Annotated in this window: 24 protein-coding genes; 19 read left to right on the top strand and 5 right to left on the bottom strand. The window is 71.1% G+C overall.

The window, feature by feature from the left end:
* The first annotated feature begins 149 nt into the window (after nt 1-149).
* The 9 genes from MD221_RS10550 to MD221_RS10590 all read left to right on the top strand — a co-directional run bounded on the left by MD221_RS10550 (nt 150) and on the right by MD221_RS10590 (nt 6,684).
* Nucleotides 150-407 carry a hypothetical protein gene (locus tag MD221_RS10550; protein WP_242111663.1) on the top strand — a complete coding sequence of 86 codons (258 nt, stop codon included), beginning with the start codon at nt 150-152 and terminating at the stop codon, nt 405-407.
* On the top strand, nt 404-1,372 hold the full coding sequence (locus tag MD221_RS10555; RefSeq protein ID WP_242111664.1) for a CorA family divalent cation transporter: 969 nt from the start codon (nt 404-406) through the stop codon (nt 1,370-1,372). Before MD221_RS10550 ends, MD221_RS10555 begins: the two co-directional genes overlap by 4 nt.
* 39 nt (nt 1,373-1,411) lie before the next feature.
* Nucleotides 1,412-2,128 carry an MgtC/SapB family protein gene (locus MD221_RS10560; protein ID WP_242111665.1) on the top strand — a complete coding sequence of 239 codons (717 nt, stop codon included), beginning with the start codon at nt 1,412-1,414 and terminating at the stop codon, nt 2,126-2,128.
* Nucleotides 2,129-2,373: 245 nt separating this feature from the next.
* Nucleotides 2,374-3,138 (top strand): ABC transporter ATP-binding protein, encoded by a 765-nt coding sequence (locus MD221_RS10565; RefSeq protein ID WP_242111897.1) that lies wholly within the window; start codon nt 2,374-2,376, stop codon nt 3,136-3,138.
* Nucleotides 3,138-3,887 carry an MlaE family lipid ABC transporter permease subunit gene (locus MD221_RS10570; RefSeq protein ID WP_242111666.1) on the top strand — a complete coding sequence of 250 codons (750 nt, stop codon included), beginning with the start codon at nt 3,138-3,140 and terminating at the stop codon, nt 3,885-3,887. The genes MD221_RS10565 and MD221_RS10570 overlap by 1 nt, the downstream gene beginning before the upstream one ends.
* Nucleotides 3,888-3,954: 67 nt before the next feature.
* Nucleotides 3,955-4,500, top strand: a complete 546-nt coding sequence (gene mlaD / locus MD221_RS10575; protein ID WP_242111667.1) for an outer membrane lipid asymmetry maintenance protein MlaD — start codon at nt 3,955-3,957, stop codon at nt 4,498-4,500.
* Nucleotides 4,497-5,156 carry an MlaC/ttg2D family ABC transporter substrate-binding protein gene (locus MD221_RS10580; protein ID WP_242111668.1) on the top strand — a complete coding sequence of 220 codons (660 nt, stop codon included), beginning with the start codon at nt 4,497-4,499 and terminating at the stop codon, nt 5,154-5,156. Before mlaD ends, MD221_RS10580 begins: the two co-directional genes overlap by 4 nt.
* Nucleotides 5,156-5,452, top strand: a complete 297-nt coding sequence (locus MD221_RS10585) for an STAS domain-containing protein (RefSeq protein ID WP_242111670.1) — start codon at nt 5,156-5,158, stop codon at nt 5,450-5,452. The genes MD221_RS10580 and MD221_RS10585 overlap by 1 nt, the downstream gene beginning before the upstream one ends.
* A gap of 152 nt (nt 5,453-5,604) precedes the next feature.
* The gene (locus MD221_RS10590; protein WP_242111671.1) at nt 5,605-6,684 is read left to right on the top strand and encodes an MlaA family lipoprotein; all 1,080 of its coding nucleotides are present in this window, start codon (nt 5,605-5,607) and stop codon (nt 6,682-6,684) included.
* 250 nt (nt 6,685-6,934) lie between these two features.
* Here MD221_RS10590 and MD221_RS10595 read toward each other — a convergent pair whose 3' ends face one another.
* Entirely contained in the window at nt 6,935-8,293 is a 1,359-nt protein-coding gene (locus MD221_RS10595; protein WP_242111672.1) for a DNA recombination protein RmuC, read from the bottom strand.
* A 127-nt stretch (nt 8,294-8,420) separates the two neighbouring features.
* Nucleotides 8,421-8,990, bottom strand: coding sequence for a YajG family lipoprotein (locus MD221_RS10600; protein ID WP_242111673.1), 570 nt, complete (start codon nt 8,988-8,990; stop codon nt 8,421-8,423).
* Nucleotides 8,991-9,245: 255 nt separating this feature from the next.
* Between MD221_RS10600 and MD221_RS10605 the strand changes: the two genes are divergently transcribed.
* Nucleotides 9,246-9,560 carry a hypothetical protein gene (locus MD221_RS10605; RefSeq protein WP_242111674.1) on the top strand — a complete coding sequence of 105 codons (315 nt, stop codon included), beginning with the start codon at nt 9,246-9,248 and terminating at the stop codon, nt 9,558-9,560.
* A 6-nt stretch (nt 9,561-9,566) separates the two neighbouring features.
* On the opposite strand, the gene MD221_RS10610 is transcribed toward MD221_RS10605, so the two are convergent.
* The gene (locus tag MD221_RS10610) at nt 9,567-10,751 is read right to left on the bottom strand and encodes a class I SAM-dependent rRNA methyltransferase (RefSeq protein ID WP_242111675.1); all 1,185 of its coding nucleotides are present in this window, start codon (nt 10,749-10,751) and stop codon (nt 9,567-9,569) included.
* 178 nt (nt 10,752-10,929) lie between these two features.
* On the opposite strand from MD221_RS10610, the gene MD221_RS10615 reads away from it, so the two are divergent.
* The 6 genes from MD221_RS10615 (at nt 10,930) to MD221_RS10640 (ending at nt 17,372) form a co-directional block, all read left to right on the top strand.
* Entirely contained in the window at nt 10,930-11,727 is a 798-nt protein-coding gene (locus MD221_RS10615) for a rhomboid family intramembrane serine protease (protein ID WP_242111676.1), read from the top strand.
* A 73-nt stretch (nt 11,728-11,800) separates the two neighbouring features.
* Nucleotides 11,801-12,784, top strand: coding sequence for an NAD-dependent epimerase/dehydratase family protein (locus tag MD221_RS10620; protein WP_242111677.1), 984 nt, complete (start codon nt 11,801-11,803; stop codon nt 12,782-12,784).
* 67 nt (nt 12,785-12,851) lie between these two features.
* Entirely contained in the window at nt 12,852-13,385 is a 534-nt protein-coding gene (locus MD221_RS10625; protein WP_242111678.1) for a porin family protein, read from the top strand.
* Between the two features lie 103 nt (nt 13,386-13,488).
* Nucleotides 13,489-14,562: a serine hydrolase domain-containing protein gene (locus tag MD221_RS10630; protein ID WP_242111679.1), complete on the top strand. Its 1,074-nt coding sequence runs from the start codon at nt 13,489-13,491 to the stop codon at nt 14,560-14,562.
* A gap of 102 nt (nt 14,563-14,664) precedes the next feature.
* Nucleotides 14,665-15,645 (top strand): alpha/beta fold hydrolase, encoded by a 981-nt coding sequence (locus tag MD221_RS10635; protein ID WP_242111681.1) that lies wholly within the window; start codon nt 14,665-14,667, stop codon nt 15,643-15,645.
* Nucleotides 15,642-17,372, top strand: a complete 1,731-nt coding sequence (locus tag MD221_RS10640; RefSeq protein WP_242111683.1) for a M28 family metallopeptidase — start codon at nt 15,642-15,644, stop codon at nt 17,370-17,372. Before MD221_RS10635 ends, MD221_RS10640 begins: the two co-directional genes overlap by 4 nt.
* Before the next feature lie 6 nt (nt 17,373-17,378).
* Here MD221_RS10640 and MD221_RS10645 read toward each other — a convergent pair whose 3' ends face one another.
* Complete coding sequence (locus tag MD221_RS10645; RefSeq protein ID WP_242111684.1) at nt 17,379-17,864, bottom strand: Lrp/AsnC family transcriptional regulator; 486 nt, start codon at nt 17,862-17,864, stop codon at nt 17,379-17,381.
* Between the two features lie 125 nt (nt 17,865-17,989).
* Here MD221_RS10645 and phhA point away from each other — a divergent pair, with 125 nt between their 5' ends.
* A complete protein-coding gene (gene phhA / locus MD221_RS10650) occupies nt 17,990-18,895 on the top strand; it encodes a phenylalanine 4-monooxygenase (RefSeq protein ID WP_242111686.1) in 906 nt (301 codons plus the stop codon).
* On the opposite strand, the gene MD221_RS10655 is transcribed toward phhA, so the two are convergent.
* The gene (locus MD221_RS10655) at nt 18,892-19,614 is read right to left on the bottom strand and encodes a hypothetical protein (RefSeq protein WP_242111688.1); all 723 of its coding nucleotides are present in this window, start codon (nt 19,612-19,614) and stop codon (nt 18,892-18,894) included. The two genes, phhA and MD221_RS10655, sit on opposite strands and share 4 nt — an antisense overlap.
* Before the next feature lie 147 nt (nt 19,615-19,761).
* Between MD221_RS10655 and MD221_RS10660 the strand changes: the two genes are divergently transcribed.
* Together MD221_RS10660 and MD221_RS10665 are read left to right on the top strand one after the other, a co-directional pair.
* Nucleotides 19,762-20,892: a sensor histidine kinase gene (locus MD221_RS10660; protein ID WP_242111689.1), complete on the top strand. Its 1,131-nt coding sequence runs from the start codon at nt 19,762-19,764 to the stop codon at nt 20,890-20,892.
* A 13-nt stretch (nt 20,893-20,905) separates the two neighbouring features.
* Nucleotides 20,906-21,541, top strand: a complete 636-nt coding sequence (locus tag MD221_RS10665) for a response regulator (protein WP_242111691.1) — start codon at nt 20,906-20,908, stop codon at nt 21,539-21,541.
* Nucleotides 21,542-21,639 lie beyond the last annotated feature (98 nt).

Here is a 21,639-nt window from a genome sequence, read left to right on the forward strand (position 1 = left end):
CCATGTGCCGCTTGTGCGCATGCGCCCCGCCGTGCCCGTCGTCCCGACGCGCCGTTGCGGCGCGTGCGCGTGCCGCCCGCGCGCGGCACGCGATCTCGACGCCCGCCCAGCCCGTCGATGCCGCCCTCTTTCCGCACCGGAGACCTGTCATGAACCGCAAGCGCGAACGCACGCCGATCAAGAAATCCCGCCTCGAGAACGAGGTGATCCTCGCCGTGGTGATCCTGTACGTGCTGCTGTCGGCAGCGCTGCTGCTGATCCACCACGTCCAGCCGGAGGACGCCGCCACCCGGACCTCGTCGACGTCGCCCGCGCACGGGCCTTCCCTCGCCGCGCCCTCCCCATCCGCCGCCACGCAGCGCGCCGAACGCGTCCGGCCGCGCGCCCCCGCAGGAGACCGCCCATGATCCGTTCCATCTACCGCGACCCGCACGGGATCCAGACCCGCGCCGGCATCGCCGCGCTGCCCGCCGAGGGCTTCCTGTGGATCGACGTCGGCCGGGCCGACGAGGCCGCGAGCGCCGAGCTGCGCGCGCGCTACGGCGTGGATCCGCAGCTGCAGCATTCCAGCGTCCACGAGGACGAGGAATACGTGTACCTGTTCGCCGAGCTGGTGGCGATGAACGAGCAGCGCCTGCCCACCTTCCACAAGGTGGTGTTCGTGCTCGGCGACCGTCTGCTGGTGACCTTGCACGACAGCGCCGAGTTCACCCCGCTCAACCGCGCCATGCAGCGCCTGGCGCGACGGCCGCAGCAGGCCACCGACGCCAAGTCGCTGATGCGCATGATCCTGGCCGGCATCAACGACGGCACCAGCCAAGTGATCGAGCAGATCGCCACCTCGCTGGAGGACACCGCCGACACCATCGCACGGCTGTCGGAGGACGCCGGCGGCGACGGCCGCGAGCTGGGCGTGAGCGACCTCACCGAGACCTTGCTCGGGCTCAACGACAGCGAGGAGCTGATCTCCAACTGCCTGGAGAGCCAGCTGGCGCTGGCGCGGGTGGTGCGCTACCTCAACGGCGAGGTCGACGGGCGCCGCGAGCCGGACCTGCAGGGGCTGGTGAAGGAGCTGGTGGCCGACGTCAACGGCGTCAAGGAGCATGCCGCCTTCGAGCACGACAAGGTGCGCTACCTGCAGAACTCGGTGGTGGGCCTGCTCAACATCAAGCAGAACCAGATCGTGAAGGTGTTCACGGTGATCACCGCGGTGTTCCTGCCGCCGACGCTGGTGGCGACCTTCTACGGCATGAACTTCGCGGTGATGCCGGAGCTGAGCTGGAAGCACGGCTTCACCATGTCGATCCTGCTCACCTTCGCCGCGGCGCTGCTGCCGCTGATCTACATCAAGCGCAAGGGCTGGCTGCGCTGAGGCGCGCCGGCCGTTCGGACCGAACCAGGGAATCCCGCCATGCGTTTCATCGACACCTTCCAGCCCGGCCCCTTCCTCGACACCGCGCTTGGCCTGGCCGCGGCCTTCGTGCTCGGCACCCTGATCGGCGCCGAGCGGCAGTACCGGCAGCGCACCGCCGGGCTGCGCACCAACGTGCTGGTCGCCGTCGGCGCGGCCGCCTTCGTCGACCTGGCCATGCGCATCGCCGGCACGGTGGAGGCGGTGCGGGTGATCGCCTACGTCGTCTCCGGCATCGGCTTCCTCGGCGCCGGCGTGATCATGAAGGAGGGCATGAACGTGCGCGGCCTCAACACCGCGGCCACGCTGTGGTGCTCGGCCGCGGTCGGCTGCTGCACCGGCGCCGACATGCTGGCCGAGGGCGTGCTGCTCACCGTCTTCGTCATCGCCGGCAACACTCTGCTGCGGCCTCTGGTCAACGCCATCAACCGGGTGCCGATCGACGAGCGGGCCGCCGAGGCCACCTACGAGGTCCGCCTGGCCACCGATGCCGGTTCGGTCCATGGCGTACGCGAGCTGCTGGTCGAGCAGCTGGAGGCCGCGCAGTATCCGGTCGGCGACGTGGCGGTGGCCGAGCATGGTGACGCCACGGTGGAGGTGGTGGCGACCCTGGTCAGCACGGCGGTGGTGCCCAGGGAGATCGACGCGGTGCTGGCGCGGCTGGCGAAGGCGCCCGGCGTGCGCCACGCGACCTGGGAGTCGAGCACCCGCGACTGAGGCGCGGGCGCGACGGCGAACTGCGACCTGTCGCACGCGCCGCTCCCCCGAAAGGCACGTGCGCACCGGCGCGACGGCAATTCCTGTACCGTTCGGTTTAACGCGATTCAGCCGGTTCTCCCCAAGCTGGTCAGGATTGCGCCCGTCCGGGCCGCCGCCCATCCGCTTTCCATTCCATGTCCACCGATTCCTCGCCCTCGCCAGCCCGCGCGTCGCGTCTTCCCTCCGGCGAAGACGCGCTCGCCGTGCGCCTGTCCGGCCTGCGTCTGGACCGGGGCGCGCGCACGGTGCTGTCGGACATCGACCTGCGCGTGCCGCGCGGCAGCGTGACCGCGGTGCTCGGGCCCTCGGGCAGCGGCAAGTCGACGCTGTTGGCGGCCCTGACCGGGGAGCTGGCGCCGGCCGCCGGCGAGGTCGAGCTGTTCGGCCGCCCGATCCCGCACCGCCAGCGCGAACTGCTGGAGCTGCGCAAGAGCGTGGGCGTGCTGCTGCAGGGCAACGGCCTGCTCACCGACCTCACCGCGGCCGAGAACGTGGCGCTGCCGCTGCGCGCGCACACCGATCTGCCGGCGCCGCTGATCCGCCGCCTGGTGGAGATGAAACTGCATGCGGTCGGCCTGCGCGCCGCCGCCGACCTGTATCCGCGCGAGCTGTCCGGCGGCATGGCCCGCCGCGTCGCGCTGGCGCGGGCGCTCGCGCTGGACCCGCCGCTGATGATTTACGACGAGCCGCTCACCGGCCTGGACCCGATCGCCAGCGGCGTGATCATGAGCCTGATCTCGCGCCTGAACGACAGCCTCGGCCTGACCAGCATCGTGGTCACCCACCACGTGCACGAGACCCTGCCGGTGGCCGACCGCGCCATCGTCATCGCCAACGGCCGCATCGTCTTCTCCGGCACGCCGGCGGAGCTGGAGGCCACCCGCGACCCGCTGGTGCTGCAGTTCCTGCGCGGCGAGCCGGACGGCCCCATTGCCTTCGACACCGCCGCCCGCACGGAGGCCGCGTAATGCCGTTCGTCGCCGCCACCCGTTCGCTCGGCCGCGCCGGCCTGTTCTCGCTGTCGGTGCTGCGCGCCTCGCGCCCGAGCGCCGACTTCTTCGCGGAACTTGTTCGCGAGATCTACAAGATCGGCGCGCGCACCCTGCCGATCATCACCGTGGGCGGCGCCTTCGTCGGCCTGTCGGTGACCCTGCTCGGCTACCGTGCCCTGGAAACCTACGGCGCGGCCAACCAGATCAGCGCCCTGGTCGGCCTCGGCCTGTACCGCGAGCTGGCGCCGGTGCTGACCGCGCTGCTGTTCATCGGCCGCGCCGGCTCCTCGATCGCCGCCGAACTGGGCCTGATGCGCGCCACCGACCAGATCACCGCGCTCGGGCTGATGGCCATCGACCCGGTCGCCAAGGCGGTGGCGCCGCGCTTCTGGGCGGCGGTGCTGACGGTGCCGCTGCTGACCGGCTTCTTCTGCAGCCTGGGCATCTGCGCCAGCTATTTCCAGGCGGTGCACGTGCTCGGCATCGAGGCCGGCACGTTCTGGCAGGTGCTCAAGGACGCGGTCGACTTCCGCCACGACTTCCTGGTGGCGTTCGAGAAGTCGGCGGTGTTCGGCGGCGTGGCCGCGCTGGTGGCCTGCTACGTCGGCTACCACGCCGAGCCCACCATCGAGGGCACCTCGGTGGCCACCACCCGCGCGGTGGTGAACGCATCGTTGCTGGTGCTGATGTTCAATTTCGTCCTGTCTGCCCTATTGTTCAGGTGATCATGATGCGAATCCTTCGCAAGAGCCCGCACATCCCCGTGCGGACCTTCCAAGCGGAAACCTTGCCATGACGACACGCGGTCCACGTCTTGAATTCGCCGTCGGCGCCTTCCTCCTGCTGGCGCTGGGTTCGCTGCTGGTGCTGGCGATCGCCTCCACCAACGGCCGCTTCGGCTTCGGCGGCGACACCTACGAGCTGAAGGCGCGCTTCACCAACATCGGCCCGCTGCGTCCGATGGCGCCGGTCAAGGTCGGCGGCGTCACCATCGGCCGCGTCGACGACATCGGCCTGGACCCGCAGAAGCTCGACTCGGTGGTCACCCTGGCCATCGACAGCCGCTACAAGGACCTGTCGGCCGACACCTCGGCCGCCATCCTCACCAACGGCCTGCTCGGCGAGAGCTACGTCGGCCTGCAGCCGGGCGGCGACCCGGAGCCCTTGAAAGCGGGCGACGAGATCGCATTCACCACGCCGTCGGTGGACCTGATCCAGCTGGTCGGCAAATACATGTTCAGCGGCGCCGGCGGCGACAAGCCCGCCGCGCCCGGTGCCGGCGACGACGGCGCCCCCTCCACTCCCCCCGCCCCCACCGAAGAGGCGAAACCGCAATGAAGAAGCTCCTGATCCCCCTCGCCATCGCCGCCACCCTGGCCGCCGCCGCGCCGGGCCTGGCGCTGGCGCAAGCCGCCAAGGCGCCGGCCGCCGCCACCCAGGGCTCGCCGAGCAAGCTCGTGCTCGACAACAGCCAGCGCATCCTCTCGGCGCTGGAGAGCCGGCGTGCCGAATTCACCCGCGACCGCGGCGCGCTGCGCCAGTTCGTGATGACCGAATTCAACAACATGTTCGACCGCGACTACGCCGCGCGCCAGGTGCTCGGCCGTCACGGCCGCGGCGCCTCCGACGCCGACATCAAGGCCTTCGCCGACGCCCTGGCCGACGGCCTGATGCAGCGCTACGGCTCCTCGCTGCTGGACTTCAACACCCAGCTGCGCGTGCGCGTCACGGCCGAGTCGCCGCTGCCGCGCGGCCTGGGCGTGAAGGTGTCGAGCGAGCTGCTGCGCAGCGGCGGCGACGCCATTCCGGTCGACTATCTGCTGCGCCAGAGCGGCGGCCAGTGGAAGGTGTTCGACGTGATGGTGGAAGGCGTGTCCTTCGTGCAGACCTTCCGCCAGCAGTTCGACGGCGAGCTGCAGCGCAAGTCGATCCAGCAGGTCGCCAAGGAACTGCGCAGCGGCCAGCTGCAGGCCGCGCCGGCCAACCGCAAGTAATGGCCGGTTCCGCCGCCACCGCCCAGGTCCGCCGCGACGGCGACGCGCTGGTCTTCAGCGGCGCGCTGCTGCGCGCGGGCGTGACGGCGCTGTGGAAACAGGTTGGCGCGCCGGCCGGCGTGCGCCGGCTCGACCTGCGCGCGGTGGAGCGGCTGGACAGCGCCGGCTTGGCGCTGCTGGCCGAGCTGGCCGCGCGCGCCGGCGGCGAGGTCGCCATCGACGGCGAACCGGCGGGCCTGGCCGAGCTGCGCGCCGCCTACCGCCTCACCCCGGGCCTGGCCTTCGCGGCGGCTTGACGGCGTTCCCATGCAATCTGCCTGCCCTGCCCGGCGCGGTCTCTCCGGCTTCAAGATCCCCGGCCCGGCCATCCGTGCCGGGGACTCGAAGGATGGCCGCCACCGAGAGGGCGGCCATCCTTCTCCCCCATGATGTTCGCGATGGAGTGCTCATGAACCCCCTCACCTTCCTCCGCCATGCCGGCGGCGTGTCGCTGCTCCTGCTGGCCAGCGCCTGCGCCAGCCAGGGCGGCGCGCACGACGGCGGCGCCGCCGGCACCGAGATCGCGCCGACCGCCACCGCGGAAGCGCCCGCCACGACCGCGCCCGACACCAGCGCGGCCGTTGCGGCGGACACGACCGCAGCGGAGGCGCCCGCTGTCGATGCGCCCGACCCTGCCGCGCAGCAGGACGCCTCGACCGCCGCCGCCGCGCCCACCCAGGCCGAGCAGGACAGCGCCGCGATCTACGGCACGCCGCCGCCGGCCGCCTACGACCCGGTCGCCGATGCCACCCTGCCCGCACCCGCCGAGCAGCCGCAGAGCTACGACCCGTGGGAGAAGTGGAACCGCAAGGTGCACCGCTTCAACAGCGCGGTCGACCGCGGCGTCGCCAAGCCGCTGGCCAAGGCCTACGTCAAGGTGGTGCCGCGTCCGGTGCGGCTGGGGGTGAGCAACTTCTTCAACAACCTCGGCCAGCCGGTCAGCGCCTTCAACGCGCTGCTGCAGGGCAAGCCGAAGCAGGCCTGGGACTCGCTGGGCCGCTTCCTGATCAACTCCACCATCGGCATCGGCGGCATCTTCGACCCGGCCACGCGCGGCAAGGTGCCGAACAAGAGCGAGGACTTCGGCCAGACGCTCGGTGTGTGGGGCTGGCAGCGCTCGCGCTACGTGGAACTGCCGCTGTTCGGCCCGCGCACCGTGCGCGACACCTTCGGCCTGGTCGGCGACGCGCCGCTCTCGCCGCTGCGCCAGGTGGAGAACGACAAGGCGCGCGTGTTCCTGCAGGGCCTGCAGCTGGTGGACGTGCGCACCAAGCTGTTCGCGGTCGACGAGCTGCGCGAAGGCGCCGCCGACGACTATTCGCTGGTGCGCGATGCCTGGATGCAGCGCCGCAACTACCAGATCTTCAACGACAGCAAGCGCGAGCAGCAGCAGGGATCGGCGCTGCCGGACTACCTGCAGGACGACCAGGACAATCCCACCGTGCCGGTGGACGCGATGCCGCTGGTGCCGGGCAGCGCGGTGCCGTGATCCGCGGATAGGGCCGGACGCGGGCGGGATCTGCGAACGATCCGCCCGCTTCGACCAGCCAGGCGCATCGCTTCTCTACTCCGGGCGCAAGGATTCGTCATTCCTGCACCGAGCCGCGCCGTCAACGCGGCTGGGACAGGAATCCAATGTCTTGGCCGTTCGGAATTCCAAAGTCGCCGGATTCCTGCTTGCGCAGGAATGACGGGCTTCTTTGCGGCCCGATCCAGGCGCGGCCACGCCGCGCACCGCCTCACCCGGCCTCGTCCTCGCCGGTCTCCGACGACGACTCTCCCAGCAGGCGCCGCGCCTCGGCGCCGGGCAGGCTCTCCACCCCTTTGAGCTGGCGCTCGATCGCGCGCGTGCGCACGCCGGCCTTGTCGATGCTGTTGCGCACGGTGTCGAGCTGGTCGCGGGCCTTCTCCAGCACCACGGAGAACTTGCCGAACTCGGACTTCACCGCGCCCAGCAGCAGGCGGATCTCGCCCGAGCGCTTCTCGATGGCGAGCGTGCGGAAGCCCATCTGCAAACTGTTGAGCAGCGCCAGCAGCGTGGTCGGCCCCACCAGGGTGACGCGATGCTCGCGCTGCAGGGCGTCGAACAGCCCGGGACGGCGCAGCGTTTCCGCGTACAGGCCCTCGATGGGCAGGAACAGCAGCGCGAAATCGGTGGTGTGCGGCGGCGCCAGGTACTTGTCGCGGATGCGCCTGGCTTCCACGCGCACCTGCCGCTCCAGCGCGATCGCCGCGGCGGCGACCGCCTCCAGGTCGCCGCGCTCCTGCGCGTCGAGCAGGCGCTCGTAGTCCTCGCGCGGGAACTTGGCGTCGATGGGCAGGCGCACCGGCGTGTCCTCGTCCGGGCCGGGCAGCTTCACCGCGAACTCCACGCGCTCGTTGCTGCCGGGCACGGTGGCGCAGTTGACGTCGTACTGCTCGATGGTCAGCACCTGCTCCAGCAGCGCGGCCAGCTGCACCTCGCCGAAGATGCCGCGGGTCTTGACGTTGCTCAGCACGCGCTTGAGATCGCCCACGCCGGTGGCCAGCTGCTGCATCTCGCCCAGGCCGCGCTGCACCTGCTCCAGGCGCTCGGAGACCAGCTTGAACGAGGCGCCCAGGCGCGTCTCCAGCGTGGTCTGCAGCTTCTCGTCGACGGTGGCGCGCATCTGCTCGAGCCTGGCGGCGTTGTCGGTCTGCAGCTCGCGCAGCTTCTGCTCCAGCGTCGCGCGCATCTCGCCGATGCGCTGCTCGTTGCGCTGGGTGAGCTCGTTCAGGCGCTGGCCCAGGCTTTCGGCCAGGCGCTGCTGCTGCTGCGCGCCCTCGCCGCGCGCCTTGCGCGCATCCTCGGTCAGGGCCTCGCGCAGCACGTCCAGGCGCTGGTCGGTGCGCGTGGCCAGATCGTTCAGGCGCAGGCCGAAGCCCTCGATGCGCTGCTCCTGCGCCAGCGACAGGCTGTCGAGCTGCTGGCGCAGCTCGCCGCGCCCCTCGCGCTGCTCCTCGCGCAGCGCCGATTCCAGCGCGCGCCCCGGCCTGCGCAACAGCAGGACCAGCAGCAGGGCGATGGTGGCCAGCGCGGCCAGCACCAGCAGGATCAGCAGGAGGTCGGTGGTGGACATGGCGGTAGTGTAAATCGCCGCGGTCGCATCGACTGCGCCGCGCGCGATGAAGCGCGGCCGGCTTCCCGTGCAGCCCGGGCAGGGTCGCCCGGGCACAAAGGCGCGCCGCCCAGGGCGGCGCGCGCGCTTACTCCGCCAGGCAGCGGATCATGTTCTGGTCCTTCAGCAGCGCGTTGATGGCGTCGGACACCACCTGGTTGACGAACAAGGTGTTCGAATCGGCGCCCTGTACGACCTGGACGTTCTTGCGGAACTCGCCCCGATACATCTGCTCGTAAGGCCGCGCGTTGTTCTTGATGCAGATGCCTTTCAGCAGGAACTCGACGTTCAACTTCCCCGCCCAGAAGCCGGAGTTGAGCGTGTAGTCGAGGCTGCGGACTTCCACGCGCAGCTGATTCTCGATCGGACCGTCGGTGGCGAATCCCTGCCGTCGCAGCCCTTCGGTCACCGCGGTCTTCACGGTCTGGACCAGATCGCCATCGACCGTCAGCTGCTCGCCGATGCCGCTGACCCCGCGCGTCCCCAGCGTGGCCCGCGGCCGTTCGTCCGCCACGTTGACCATGGTGAGCTTGCCGTTCCCGGCCGTGCTCTCGGCGACGTCGAGCTTGGGCTCCAGCTTGATCGCCTGCTTGTTGAATGCACAGCCCCCCGCCGCCGCCAGCGCAAGGCCGACGACGCCCATCCAAATAGCCTTCATTTGTCCCACCCCAGAATGTGAGCGCCGTCTCTGGCGCGGGCGGATTCTGTGGTATCCGCCATGCCGACGCAATTCCCCAGGCAGGGGCGCGGTCAGCCGCGTCGGGCCCGCCGCGATCGCCGGCAAACCCCAGAGAATCGATGACTACGCATCCCTTCGCCGGGGTGCTGCCGCGCGCATGACGGCGCCCCGTCCCTCTTGCGGCTTCGCCGCCATCCGCGCAGCCTTGCGCGGTCACCCGGAAGGAATCCACCGATGCGCCGATCCCCCGTTCTGCTCGCGGCCCTGGCCGCCCTCCCCGCCCTGGCCGCCTCCGGGCCGGCGGTGCAGCCGCCGCCCGGCAGCTATGGCTTCGACTGGCTGCACCCCGGGTCGGCGCGCTGCACGCTCATCGGCCCGGCGCTGTCGGTGAGCTTCCGCAGCTGCGTGCATTCGCCCGAGGGCGGCTTCACCGGGGAGAAGGTGTCGGCCTACACCTGTTCGGTCAACGACCAGATCGAGTACCAGATCTTCGCCGGCCGCGACGCCTGCCAGGCGCAGCTGGAGGCGATGCGCGCCAACGGGCCCTGAGCGTCCTCAGTCCAGCACGCGGCAGAACACCGCCTTGAGGTAGCGCGATTCGGGCACGTGGGCGAGGAAGGGATGGTCGGCGCCGGCGCCGGCCACCTTGAGCACCTGCACGGTGCGCCCGGCATAGAAGGCGGCGCGGCGCAGCATGTCCAGGAACTGCTCCTCGCTCACCAGGCCGGTGCAGGAGAAGGTCGCGAACAGGCCGCCGGGCTTGACCACGCCGAGCGCGAGCTTGTTCATGTCCAGGTATTTCTTCAGCGCCGGAATCACCTGTTCGCGGTCGCGGGTCATCTTCGCCGGGTCGAGGATCACCACGTCGAAGCCCTCGCCGTTGTTGCCGGCATCGCGCAGCCAGGGAAAGATGTCGGCCTGGACGAAGCGCACGCGCACGTCGTTGAGGCGGGCATTGCCGCGGGCGATCTCCAGCACGTCCTGGTCGATGTCCACGCCCACCACCTCGGCGGCGCCACGCACCGCGGCGTAGACGCCGAAGCCGCCGGTGTTGCAGCACAGGTCGAGCACGCGCTTGCCCGCCACCTGCTGCGACAGCCATTGCCGGTTCTCGCGCTGGTCGGCGAAGAAGCCGGTCTTGTGCGCCCCGGCCGGATCGGCGCGGAACTTCACCCCGTATTCGGTGATCACCGCCGGCGCGGCCGGTTCGCTGCCGAGGCTGTTCCAAGGCTTGAAATCGAAGCTTTCCTGCTTCTGCACGTGCTCGTCGGCGAAGCTGTGGAAACGCGCGCCCGGAAACTGCTGGCGCAGCGCCTCGTAGATCCATTCGCGGTGGCGGAACATGCCGGCGCTGAAGAACTCGACCACCAGCAGGTCGCCGTAGCGGTCCACCACCAGGCCGGACAGGCCGTCGCCCTCGCTGTGCACCACGCGCCAGGCGTCGGACACCGCGTCCAGGCCCAGCACCTCGCGGCGCAGGCGCACCGCCTCGCCGATGCGAGCCGCGAACCAGGCCGCGTCCACCGTCACCGCCGGGTCGTTCTCCAGGATGCGCAGCGCGATGCGCGAGTGGCCATTGTAGAAGCCGCGCCCGAGCCAGACGCCGTCGTTGCCGACCACGTCGACGATGCTGCCCGGCTTGGGCCGCACCGCCGGCTTGTCGACCAGTTTCTGGAAGATCCAGGGGTGGCTGGATTTCCAGGCGTTCTTCAGTCGGATCGTGGGCAGGGCGTCGGTCATCCGCGGATTTTATCCCGCGCCGGCTGCGCCGATGGCGTACGGTGGCCGAAAGGCGGGCATGGCCCCTGCCGATGCGGCGGGCCAGGCGCCCGCCGGCGGATTCGAATCCGCCGATCGGGATGGCGCATCCCATTTCCTCGGCCTTGCATCCTGGACCGGCCGCCGCAATCCCTCTGCCATGCACCTGGAAACGCCACAGGCTCCGCCCGACTCGCCCGCCCAGCGCAAGGCCGACCGCGCCCGGCTGCTGCGCGCGCTCAACGCCAGCCTGGCGTTCGTGCTGCTGCTGGCGGCGGTGTTCGCGGCGCAGTCGCTGGCCGCGTTCGACTGGCGGCCGTTCACGGTCGAGCCGCTCGCGCCGGCCGGGCTCTGGGGCGTGCTGAGCGCGCCGCTGCTGCACGGATCGATCGAGCACCTGGGCGCCAACGCCGTCTCGCTGCTGCTGCTGGGCACACTGGCCGGCAGCGTCTATCCGCGCACCACGCTGCGCGCGCTGCCGCTGATCTGGCTCGGCTCGGGACTGGGCGCCTGGCTGCTCGGCGCGCCCGGCTCGCACCACCTGGGCGCCAGCGGTCTGACCCATGGCCTGATGTTCCTGGTGTTCGTGTTCGGCCTGCTGCGCCGCGACCGCCCGGCGGTGGCCGCGGCGATGATCGCCTTCCTGCTCTACGGCGGCATGCTGCTGACCGTGCTGCCGCGCGAGGCCGGCGTGTCCTGGGAATCGCACCTGGGCGGCGCGCTCGCCGGGGCCGTGTCCGCGCTGCTGTTCCGCCACCAGGACCCGAAGGCGCCGCGGCACAAGTACAGCTGGGAAATCGAGGAGGAACTCGCCGCCGAGGCGGCGGCCGAGGAGCGCGACCAGTTCGAGCCGCCGCGGCCGCAGGAGGTGCCGGTGCTGTGGCAACGCGCGCCTGAGCCGCGCGGGGTGGTGCTGCGCTTCCCGCCGCGCGAGCCGCCCTCGGACGCGAACGGCTAGCGCAGGACCGGCGCGCAAGCGTCTTTGCAGGCCCCAGGCTTTAAGATCCGCGTTTTCCCGTGGATGCCCGCCCATGCGAATCCTGGTCACCGGCAGCGCCGGCCACCTCGGCGAAGCGTTGATGCGGACCCTGCGCGCACGGGGGCGCGAGGCGATCGGCATCGACGTGCTCGCCTCGGCCTACACCGACCGCGTCGGCTCCGTCGCCGACGCCGGCTTCGTGCGCGAGTGCATGCGCGGCGTGGATGCGGTGCTGCACGCAGCCACGCTGCACAAGCCGCACGTGGCCACGCATTCGCGCCAGGCCTTCGTCGACACCAACATCACCGGCACCTTGAATCTGCTGGAGGCCGCGGCCGCCGGCGGCGCGGGCGCCTTCGTCTTCACCAGCACCACCAGCGCCTTCGGCGACGCGCTGGTGCCGCCGGCCGGCATGCCCGCGGCCTGGATCGACGAAACCGTGGCGCCGCTCACGAAGAATATCTACGGCGCCACCAAGACCGCCGCCGAAGAGTTGTGCCGATTGTTCCAGCGCAACCACGCGCTGCCCTGCCTGGTGCTGCGCACCTCGCGCTTCTTCCCCGAGGCCGACGACAGCCCCGCGCTGCGCGAGGCCTATGCCGACGGCAACATCAAGGCCAACGAGTACCTCTCCCGGCGCGTGGACGTGCAGGACGTGGTCGATGCCCACCTGCTCGCCATCGAGCGCGCGCCCGGGCTCGGCTTCGGACGCTACATCGTCAGCGCGACCACGCCGTTCGAGCGCGAGGACCTGGCCGCGCTGCGCGAGGACGCGCCGGCGGTGCTGGCGCGGCGCGTGCCGGGGTACGAGATCGAGTACGCGCGCCGCGGCTGGCGCATGTTCCCGGGCATCGACCGAGTCTACGTCAATGCCCTGGCCCGCCAGGCGCTGGGCTGGCAGCCGCGCTACGACTTCGCCTACGTGCTCGAGCGGTTGCGCGCCGGCGAGGATCCGCGCAGCCCGCTGGCGCAGGAAATCGGCAGCAAGGGCTACCACCCGGATGCGTTCGAGGATGGCATCTATCCGGTGGAATGATTGACTCTTATTAATGTTTCGTTATTCTGAACGCCGCCCAATGAGGGGCGTATTTCGAGGCACCAGGATGAAAAAGATTCTGACGCTGGTCTTCGCGCTGGCCGCCACCGGCCTGTCGCCGGCCGTACTGGCCAACGAGACCGGCTATGGCTTCCTGCGCGTGGAAGCGGGCAACAGCAAGTTCGGCGGCGACGCCGACGGCGACGACAACGCCTTCGGCGTGCGCGGCGGCTACTACTTCAGCCGCAACATCGCGCTGGAAGGTTTCTACACCCAGTACGGCAAGGACTCCGACTACGGCTACGAGACCAAGGTCGACGGCTACGGCGTGGGCGTCGCGCTGAAGAAAAACTTCAACGAGGACGACATTGGCTTCTACCTGGGCGGCCGTGCCGGCCTGGTCAACGCCAAGGTGAAGATCGCCGGCGACGACGACACCGACCTGCGTCCCTATGTCGGCGTGGCCCTGGGCTACGACTTCACGCGCAACTTCGGCCTGGGACTGAACTACGACTACACCAAGCTCAAGCCCGAGCTGTTCGGCACCGACGTCGACGTCAAGGTGACCACGCTCACGCTCAGCGGCGAATTCCGCTTCTGACCGCCGCGACACCCGCTCGACCCGAAAAGGCCGCCTCCGGGCGGCCTTTTTCCTGGCCGCGCCGCGGGCGGGCGCGCCGGACCGGGCGGATTACAATCCGACCATGCGCCCCTCTTCCCTGCTCCTGCTCCTGGCCGCCGCGCTCGGCGGCTGCGCGAGCCCCGGTCCGGATGCCTCGTCCATGCAATGCCCCGATGCGCTGATGCGCGATTACGCCGGCGACGGCCCGGGCGCGGCCGTGCTGGTGCTGCGCGACGGCGCGCCGCTGGCGCGCTGCGGCTACGGCCTGGCCGACCTGGAGACGCGCACGCCGGTGACGCCGCAGACCAACTTCCGCCTGGCCTCGGTAACCAAGCAGTTCACCGCGGCGGCGATCCTGCTGCTGGCCGAGGACGGCAAGCTCGGCCTCGACGATCCGCTGCGCAAATGGCTGCCTTCGCTGCCGGCCGCCGCCGATGCGATCACCCTGCGCCATCTGCTCACGCACACCTCGGGCCTGATCGACTACGAGGACGTGATGGCGCCGGACGCGCGCGAGCAGGTCCACGACAGCGACGTGCTGCGCCTGCTGGAAACCCAGGACCGGCTCTATTTCGCGCCGGGCACCGGCTACCGCTACAGCAACAGCGGCTATGCGCTGCTGGCGCTGATCGTGGGCAAGGCCTCCGGCCAGGATTTCGCCGCTTTCCTGCGCGCGCGCATCTTCCGGCCGCTGGGCATGGACGGCAGCGTCGCCTACGAGCAGGGCATCTCGAGCGTGGCGCGGCGTGCCTACGGCTATACCCTGACGGACGGCGCCTGGCAGCGCACCGACCAGAGCTCGACCAGCGCGGTGCTCGGCGACGGCGGCATCTATTCCTCGATCGACGACCTGGCCAAGTGGGACGCGGCGCTGTACGACGACCGCCTGCTGAGCGCGGCCTCGCGCCGGCTCGCCTTCACCGCGCACACCAGGACCGACGAGCCCGATGTCGACGGCTACGGCTACGGCTGGCGCATCCACGGCGAGACGCTCTGGCATTCGGGCGAGACCGTGGGCTTCCGCAACGTGATCGTGCGCTGGCCGCAGCGGCACCTGACCGTGGTGGTGCTGACCAACCGCAACGATCCCGAACCGTATCGCCTCGCGCTGCGGATCGCGGCGCGGTATCTGCCCTCCTCTCCGCCGCACTCCTGAGCATGCCGCACCCGCCGTGACCGATGGCCATGGCGCGGCCGGCGTTCTCGGTCACATCATCCTCGGCCACATCATCGGTTCGTTTTCCCGCCAAGGCCCTCCATGCGCGCTCTCTTCGCCCTCGCCCTGCTGTCCCTGCTGCCGGTCGCCTGCGCAGGGCCGCCGCCGCCGGCCAACGACGCTCGGCCCGCCGCCACGGCGGAGCAGCCGGCATTGCCGATGGGCGAACGGCGAATTGCCGCCTCCGACGGCACCGAGCTGTACGTGAAGGTGGCCGGCCAAGGCCCGGTCTGCATCTTCGTGCACGGCGGACCGGGACAGGGCTCGCTCTCGTTCGAGAAGATGGGCGGTCAGGCGCTGGAATCCTTCCTCACCCTGGTCTATCTCGACCAGCGCGGCTCGGGCAAGTCGGCGAACGCCAAGGACTACCACCTCGACCGCGTGGTGCAGGACATCGAGGAGGTGCGCCAGGCGCTCGGCGTGGACAAGCCCTGCCTGATCGCGCACTCGTTCGGCGGCATCCTGGCCGTGGCCTACGCGCAGCGCCATCCGCAGCACGTCTCGCGGCTGGTGATGGCCAACACCTCGCTGGACTTCATGGGCGACGCGCAGCGGCGCATGCAGATCCACTTCATCAGCGAACTGCTGAAGGACGACGCGCTCGACGTCGGCGACGATGCCGCCGGCGACGCGCTCGCGGCCGCGCACGAGAAGGCGCGCAAGGCCCTGCAGGCCAGCGGCAACGGCTATCGCTTCCTGAGCGAAGACAAGGCCGCGGTGGCCAGGATGAGCGAGATCGACGACAGCTATCCGCGCACCATCGACTACGGCATGGCCGTGATCACCGGACCCGCGACGCTGCCCGAGTATTACCGCGACTACGCGCCCTCGACCGCGACGGTCCGCGTGCCGGTCCTGGTGATCAGCGGCCGCCGCGACCATGCGGTCGGGCCGGCGCATTTCCGCACCTTCCGCTTCCCGGACCAGCGCGTGGTCGAACTGGACACCGGGCACCTGCCCTACTACGAGAACACGCGGGCATTCGCCGCGGCGATCCGCGACTTCGTCGCGCCCGCGCCATGAGCCTCGCGCGCGCCGCCCCGCTGCGCCTGCTCGCCGCGTGCCTGGCGCCGCTGCTGCTGTTGCCGGCGTGCAAGCGCGAAGCCGATGCGCCGGCCGACGCGCCTGTCGCCGAGGTGCCGCAGCTGCCGCCGGCGCCGACCGACGACTGGTCGTCGAATCCCGCCGCGCTGCGCATCCAGGCAGACGTGAAGGCGCTCGCCGACGACGCGCTGCAAGGCCGCGAGACCGGCACGCCCGGCTACGACCGGGCCGCAGACTATGTCGCCAAACACTATCTTGCGCTCGGTCTGCGCCCGGCCGGCGACGACGGCGGCTTCTTCCAGCGCGTGCCGCTGCTGCGCGCCACGCGCCTGCGCGAGGGCGCGCAGCTGGAGATCCGCCGCAACGGCCGCCGCATCGCGCTGCGCTTTCGCGACCAGTTCCTGCCGCAGCCGGACTTCAACGCGCCGCGCGCGCAGATCGAGGCGCCGGCGGTGTTCGTCGGCCAGGGCGTGCACGCGCCCGAACTCGGGCACGACGATTTCGCCGGCCTCGACCTGCGCGGCAAAATCGCCGTGCTGTTCGGCGGCGCGCCGGCCGCCTTCGACCACGACCGCCGCGCCTTCCATGCCGCGCTGCCGGAAAAGCTGCGCGCGATCGCCGCGCGCGGCGCGGTGGGCGCGGTGCTGATCAACACGCCCGAGGACGAAGCCGGCCTGCCCTGGTCGCGCGGCGCCGACGCCTGGCAGCGGCCGTGGATGCGCCTGCGCGACGAGGCGGGCAAACCCGTCGATGCGCTGCCGCAGCTGCGCGTGGTCGCCCAGGTCGCGGCGGCCGCTGCCGACCTGGTGTTCGCCGACCAGCCGCGCATGAGCGCGGAACTGTTCGACCAGGCGCGGCGTGGCACGCTCAAGGGCTTCGCCCTGCCGGGCACGCTGGCGCTCGCCAGCCGCAGCCGCATCGATGCGCTGGACTCGCGCAACGTGCTGGCCGCGCTGCCCGGCGGCGACCAGGCGCTGGCCCGCGAGCACATGGTCTACACCGCGCACCTGGACCACATCGGCACCGGCGCGGCGGCCAAGGGCGACGGCCGGCTTGTAGACAACATCTACAACGGCGCCATCGACAATGCGCTCGGCGTGGCGATCATGCTGGAAAGCGCGCGCGTGCTCGCCGCCGCCAAGCCGCCGGCCAAGCGCAGCCTGCTGTTCGCCGCGCTCGCCGGCGAGGAGAAGGGCCTGCTCGGCGCGCAGTGGCTGGCCACGCATCCGCCGGCGGGCGCGACCTTCGTCGCCAACCTCAACCTCGACATGCCGGTGCTGATGGCTCCCAGCACCGACGTGGCCGGGATCGGCGCCGAGCATTCCTCGCTGCAGGACACGCTCGCCGGCGCGGCCAAGGACATCGGCGTGACGGTCTCGCCCGACCCCTTCCCGGAGGAGACCGCGTTCCAGCGCAGCGACCAGTACGCCTTCGTGCGCGCCGGGATTCCCGCGCTGTATCTGGTCGGCGGTGTGACCCCGGCCGATGCCGACAAGACGCGCGACCCGAAGGTCGCGCTGCGCTACTACCTGCGCAACTGCTATCACCAGCCCTGCGACGACGCCGCGCAGCCGATCCAGTACGGCGACGCCGAGCGCATGGCGCGGCTGAGCGCGCGCATCGGCCGGCGCGTGGGCGATGCGGCGCAGGCGCCGCGCTGGAAGCCCGGCGACTTCTTCGCCGCGCGTTTCGCCGCCGGCCGATAGCCGCGGCTAGGCGCGGCCGCCCGCCGGCAGCGGCAGGCCGCGCGGCGCCTTCACCGTGCGCAGCACGAAGCTGGAGTTGACGTCGGCGCCGCCGGCCAGGGCTAGCACGTTGTCGAGCAGGAAGCGCGAGAAGTGTTCGAGATCGCGCACCGCCACCTGCAGCAGATAGTCCATGTCGCCGGTGAGCGCATGGCAGGCGATCACCTCGTCCCAGCCGTTGACGAACTCGGCGAAGGCCGCCACCGCGGCGGCGTCGTGGCGCCCCAGGCGCACGCGCACGAAGGCCTGCAGGCCCAGGCCCAGGCGCTCGGGGTCCAGCTCGGCGCGGTAGCCGGCGATCACCCCCTCGCGCTCCAGCCGCTGCACCCGGCGCAGGCAGGCCGAGGGCGAGAGATGCACGCGCTCGGCCAGCTCGGCATTGGTCAGGCGGGCCTCGCGCTGCAGCTCGGCGAGCAGCTGCAGGTCGATGCGGTCGAGCTCCAGATTGGCCATTTGAAGCGCATTCCTGCTATTTGGCGCAATGATATTGCGCCAATACCCATATTTCCCGCAACTACGCAAGCCTATTGCGCCATTTCACCGCTAAAGTCGGTACTCGGAAATCCCGGAGTTCCCGCATGTCCGCCCAGCCGCGCCGCGTCGAAAACCTGCACACCGACAAGGGCAAGGTGCCGGTCTACGCCACCGGGATCGTCGACCAGCCCTGGGACGACTACAGCGCCGACGACCACGCCACCTGGGCGACGCTCTACGCGCGCCAGCGGCAGATCCTGGTCGGCCGCGCCAGCGACGAATTCCTCGCCGCCCAGGACGCGATGGGCATGACGCCCGACCGCATCCCCCGATTCGACGACATCAACCGCGTGCTGGGCGAGGCGACCGGCTGGACGCTGATCGGCGTGGAAGGCCTGCTGCCGGAACTGGATTTCTTCGATCACCTGGCCAACCGCCGCTTCCCGGTGACCTGGTGGATCCGCAAGCCCGAGCAGATCGACTACATCGAGGAGCCCGACCTGTTCCACGACCTGTTCGGCCACGTGCCGCTGCTGATGAACCCGGTGTTCGCCGAGTACATGCAGGCCTACGGCAAGGGCGGGGTGAAGGCGCACGGCATCGGGCCGGAAGCGCTGCAGAACCTGACCCGCCTGTACTGGTACACGGTCGAGTTCGGCCTGATCAGGCAGTCCAAGAACGGGCAACAGGACGGCCTGCGCATCTACGGCAGCGGCATCGTCTCCTCCAAGGGCGAGTCGATCCATTGCCTGGACAGCGACGCCCCCAACCGCATCGGCTTCGATCTCGAACGCATCATGCGCACGCGCTACCGCATCGACACCTACCAGAAGACCTACTTCGTCATCGACAGCTTCGAGCAGCTGATCCGCGCCACCGAGCCGGACTTCACGCCGATCTACGCGCGCCTGGCGCAGCAGCCCTCGATCCCGGCCGGCGACGTGCTGGCGGGCGATGCGGTGCTCCATCGCGGCACCGGCGAGGGCTGGTCGCGCGAGGGCGACGTCTAGCCGGCAGGCCCGGCCTCCGCCGCGCCGCGAGCGGCCGCGTGCGGGGCCGGCGCGCGTTTCCAGCGGCGATCCAGCCACCCCTTGGCCAGCACCGCGACCAGCAGCGGGCCGAACCAGGCGAGCGCCTGCAGGGTCTCGCCCTCGACCGCCGGCAGCAGGCGCGGCAGTCCGATCGCCAGGAAGGCGATGTGCGTGGCGATGCCGTTGCCGAGCACCGCCGTGTAGTGCTCGATCATCCACCAGCGCGGCCGCGCGGCCAGGCGCGTGCGATGGCGGCGCTTGTACAGCTGCGCGCCGCCGCCGAGGATGCCGACCAGCGAGAACCCGGCGAGCAGCCCCGTTCCCGTCTTCAGGCCGAAGCCCAGCACCAGCAGGCCCGAGGCCAGCGAAAGCAGCCCGAGACCGACGAAGACCGGGCCGGTGTAGCGCGCCACGTCCTGCCTGTCGCGGATCGAGCGCCACTGGTTCCAGACGCCGGCGGCGGTGATCACCGACAGGAAGCCGAGGAACACGCCGGCCACCGGCCGCTTGTCGAGGAAGATCGCCACCGCGATGGGCACCGCGGTGAGCAGGATGCCGGCCATGGCGAACAGGTACACGCGCCCGACGCGGCGATGCCAGAGGCCGCCCTTGCGCAGCAGCGCCGCGCTCCAGAAGCTGAGCAATGCGATCAGGCCGATCAGGCCGTGCACGATCACGAGCAGGCGGTAGGCGGTCATGGCGGTGTCCCCAAAGTGGCTCGCCGCCAGCTTCGGGCGCGGGCCGCTCCGGCAGCAGTGCCCGCGGTCATCGGATCGCCCTGCCGGAAGTCACTTTCGGTGTCCGGCGCATTGCCAAGCGATGGCGTGCCACGCAGCATGGCCGCCGTGACGTCCCTGCTGCGCGCCCTGCTCACGCCGTTCAACCTGCCGGTCCTGCTGACCTGGACGGCGGTGTGGCTGGCGCTGCCCTACGACGGTCCGCGCGGCGCGCTGGTCTGGACGGCGATGCTCGGGTTCCTGGTCACGGCGCTGCTCTCCAGCCTGGCCGAACAATGCAAACCGCCGGTCCTGGCGCTCTGGTTCGGAGCGCAGAGCGCCTGCGCGCTGGTCATGCTGTGGCTGGCGCCGCGCGGCGGCGTCACGCCGGCGCTGCTGGTGATCCTGGCCGCGCAGCTGGCGATGGCCTATCCGCCGCGCACCACGCTGTGGCTGGTGGCGGCGCTGAATCTCGCGCTGTACGCGATCCTGCGCCATGCCGGCGTCGGCAGCGCGCCGGTCGTGGTGGCCGCCTTCCTCGGCTTCCAGGCGTTCGCGGCGCTCACCGCGCACTTCGCCCGCGGCGCCGAGAACGCGCGCGACCGCCTGGCACTGGTGAACGCCGACCTGCTCGCCACGCGCGCGCTGCTGGCCGACAGCGCGCGCGATGCCGAACGGCTGCGCGTGGCGCGCGAGCTGCACGACGTGGCCGGCCACAAGCTCACCGCCATCCGCCTGAACCTGCGCGCGCTGCTGGCCGATCCGGCATTGGCGCACCGCGGGGAAGTGCGCCTGCTGGAAGCCTTGTCCGGCGAGCTGCTGGAGGACCTGCGCGAGGTGGTGCAGACGCTGCGCGACTCGCGCGGCCTCGAACTGGCGACCGCCTTGCGCGCGCTGGCCGCGCCGCTGCCCCGGCCCGCGCTGCGGCTGCGGATCGACGACACGGTGCGGATCTCGGATCCGGCCCTGGCCGAGACCATCCTGCGCATCGTGCAGGAGGCGCTGACCAATGCCGCGCGCCATGCCCAGGCCAGGACGCTATCGGTGCGGCTGCGCCGCGAGGCCGACGCCCTGCACATCGAGATCGAGGACGACGGCCTGCTGCGCGGCGCCTGGCGCGAAGGCAACGGCCTTGCCGGCATGCGCGAGCGCGTGGCCGCCCGCGGCGGCACCCTGCGGCTGGCGCCCAACGAACGCGGCGCGCTGCGCATCGAGGCCCGCCTGCCGGACTCGGCCGCGGCGGCAACGGCGGCCGCGTGAGGCGGCCGCACTCGTGAGCGCGCCGCTGCGCATCGCCCTGGCCGACGATCAGGCGCTGGTGCGCGCCGGACTGCGCGCGCTGCTGCAGGGACTGGGCGTGGCGGTCGCGCTGGAAGCCGAGGACGGCCATGCGCTGCTGGCGCAGCTGCCCGGTGCCGGCATCGACGTCATCCTCAGCGACGTCCGCATGCCCGGCCTGGACGGCATCGCCATGCTCGAGCGGTTGCGCGCCCGCGGCGATGCGACGCCGGTGCTGCTGCTGACCACCTTCGACGAGAGCGACCTGCTGCTGCGCGCGCGCGATGCCGGCGCGCAGGGCTTCCTGCTCAAGGACGCCGCACCCGAGGATCTGCTGGACGCGATCACCCGCGTGGCCGCCGGCGACAGCCTGCTGCTGCCGGTGAGCACCGATCCGATCCGCGCGCGCTACCGCTTCCACGACGAGCGGCCGCCGAGCGACACCTTCAACGCACGCGAGGTGGCAATCCTGCGCCTGCTGGCCGGCGGCTATTCCAACAAGGAGATCGCGCGCAGCCTGTTCCTGGCCGAGGGCACGGTGAAGAACTACGTCTCGGCGATCCTCGACAAGCTCGGCACGCGCGACCGCACGCGCGCCGTGCTCAAGGCGATCACCCTGCGGGTGATCTGAAGCGGCGCCGCGCCCGCGGGCCGATCCGCCCGACGCGCAGGCCGCCGAGCGCCTCGCGGCCGGGAAGCACGTAGCCATGGGACCGTCCCACGCGATCG

Origin of the sequence: Luteimonas aquatica, from assembly GCF_022662575.1 — a bacterium.
GTDB classification, from domain to species: domain Bacteria; phylum Pseudomonadota; class Gammaproteobacteria; order Xanthomonadales; family Xanthomonadaceae; genus Luteimonas; species Luteimonas aquatica.

Coding starts and splice junctions, on each gene's coding strand:
- MD221_RS10600 (WP_242111673.1), bottom strand. CDS start 8,990: ATGAAGGCTATTTGGATGGGCGTCGTCGGCCTTGCGCTGGCGGCGGCG.
- MD221_RS10570 (WP_242111666.1), top strand. CDS start 3,138: ATGCCGTTCGTCGCCGCCACCCGTTCGCTCGGCCGCGCCGGCCTGTTC.
- MD221_RS10655 (WP_242111688.1), bottom strand. CDS start 19,614: ATGACCGCCTACCGCCTGCTCGTGATCGTGCACGGCCTGATCGGCCTG.
- MD221_RS10635 (WP_242111681.1), top strand. CDS start 14,665: ATGCGCGCTCTCTTCGCCCTCGCCCTGCTGTCCCTGCTGCCGGTCGCC.
- MD221_RS10605 (WP_242111674.1), top strand. CDS start 9,246: ATGCGCCGATCCCCCGTTCTGCTCGCGGCCCTGGCCGCCCTCCCCGCC.
- MD221_RS10560 (WP_242111665.1), top strand. CDS start 1,412: ATGCGTTTCATCGACACCTTCCAGCCCGGCCCCTTCCTCGACACCGCG.
- MD221_RS10595 (WP_242111672.1), bottom strand. CDS start 8,293: ATGTCCACCACCGACCTCCTGCTGATCCTGCTGGTGCTGGCCGCGCTG.
- MD221_RS10585 (WP_242111670.1), top strand. CDS start 5,156: ATGGCCGGTTCCGCCGCCACCGCCCAGGTCCGCCGCGACGGCGACGCG.
- MD221_RS10555 (WP_242111664.1), top strand. CDS start 404: ATGATCCGTTCCATCTACCGCGACCCGCACGGGATCCAGACCCGCGCC.
- MD221_RS10615 (WP_242111676.1), top strand. CDS start 10,930: ATGCACCTGGAAACGCCACAGGCTCCGCCCGACTCGCCCGCCCAGCGC.
- MD221_RS10640 (WP_242111683.1), top strand. CDS start 15,642: ATGAGCCTCGCGCGCGCCGCCCCGCTGCGCCTGCTCGCCGCGTGCCTG.
- MD221_RS10625 (WP_242111678.1), top strand. CDS start 12,852: ATGAAAAAGATTCTGACGCTGGTCTTCGCGCTGGCCGCCACCGGCCTG.
- MD221_RS10630 (WP_242111679.1), top strand. CDS start 13,489: ATGCGCCCCTCTTCCCTGCTCCTGCTCCTGGCCGCCGCGCTCGGCGGC.
- MD221_RS10580 (WP_242111668.1), top strand. CDS start 4,497: ATGAAGAAGCTCCTGATCCCCCTCGCCATCGCCGCCACCCTGGCCGCC.
- MD221_RS10550 (WP_242111663.1), top strand. CDS start 150: ATGAACCGCAAGCGCGAACGCACGCCGATCAAGAAATCCCGCCTCGAG.
- mlaD (WP_242111667.1), top strand. CDS start 3,955: ATGACGACACGCGGTCCACGTCTTGAATTCGCCGTCGGCGCCTTCCTC.
- MD221_RS10590 (WP_242111671.1), top strand. CDS start 5,605: ATGAACCCCCTCACCTTCCTCCGCCATGCCGGCGGCGTGTCGCTGCTC.
- phhA (WP_242111686.1), top strand. CDS start 17,990: ATGTCCGCCCAGCCGCGCCGCGTCGAAAACCTGCACACCGACAAGGGC.
- MD221_RS10620 (WP_242111677.1), top strand. CDS start 11,801: ATGCGAATCCTGGTCACCGGCAGCGCCGGCCACCTCGGCGAAGCGTTG.
- MD221_RS10645 (WP_242111684.1), bottom strand. CDS start 17,864: ATGGCCAATCTGGAGCTCGACCGCATCGACCTGCAGCTGCTCGCCGAG.
- MD221_RS10610 (WP_242111675.1), bottom strand. CDS start 10,751: ATGACCGACGCCCTGCCCACGATCCGACTGAAGAACGCCTGGAAATCC.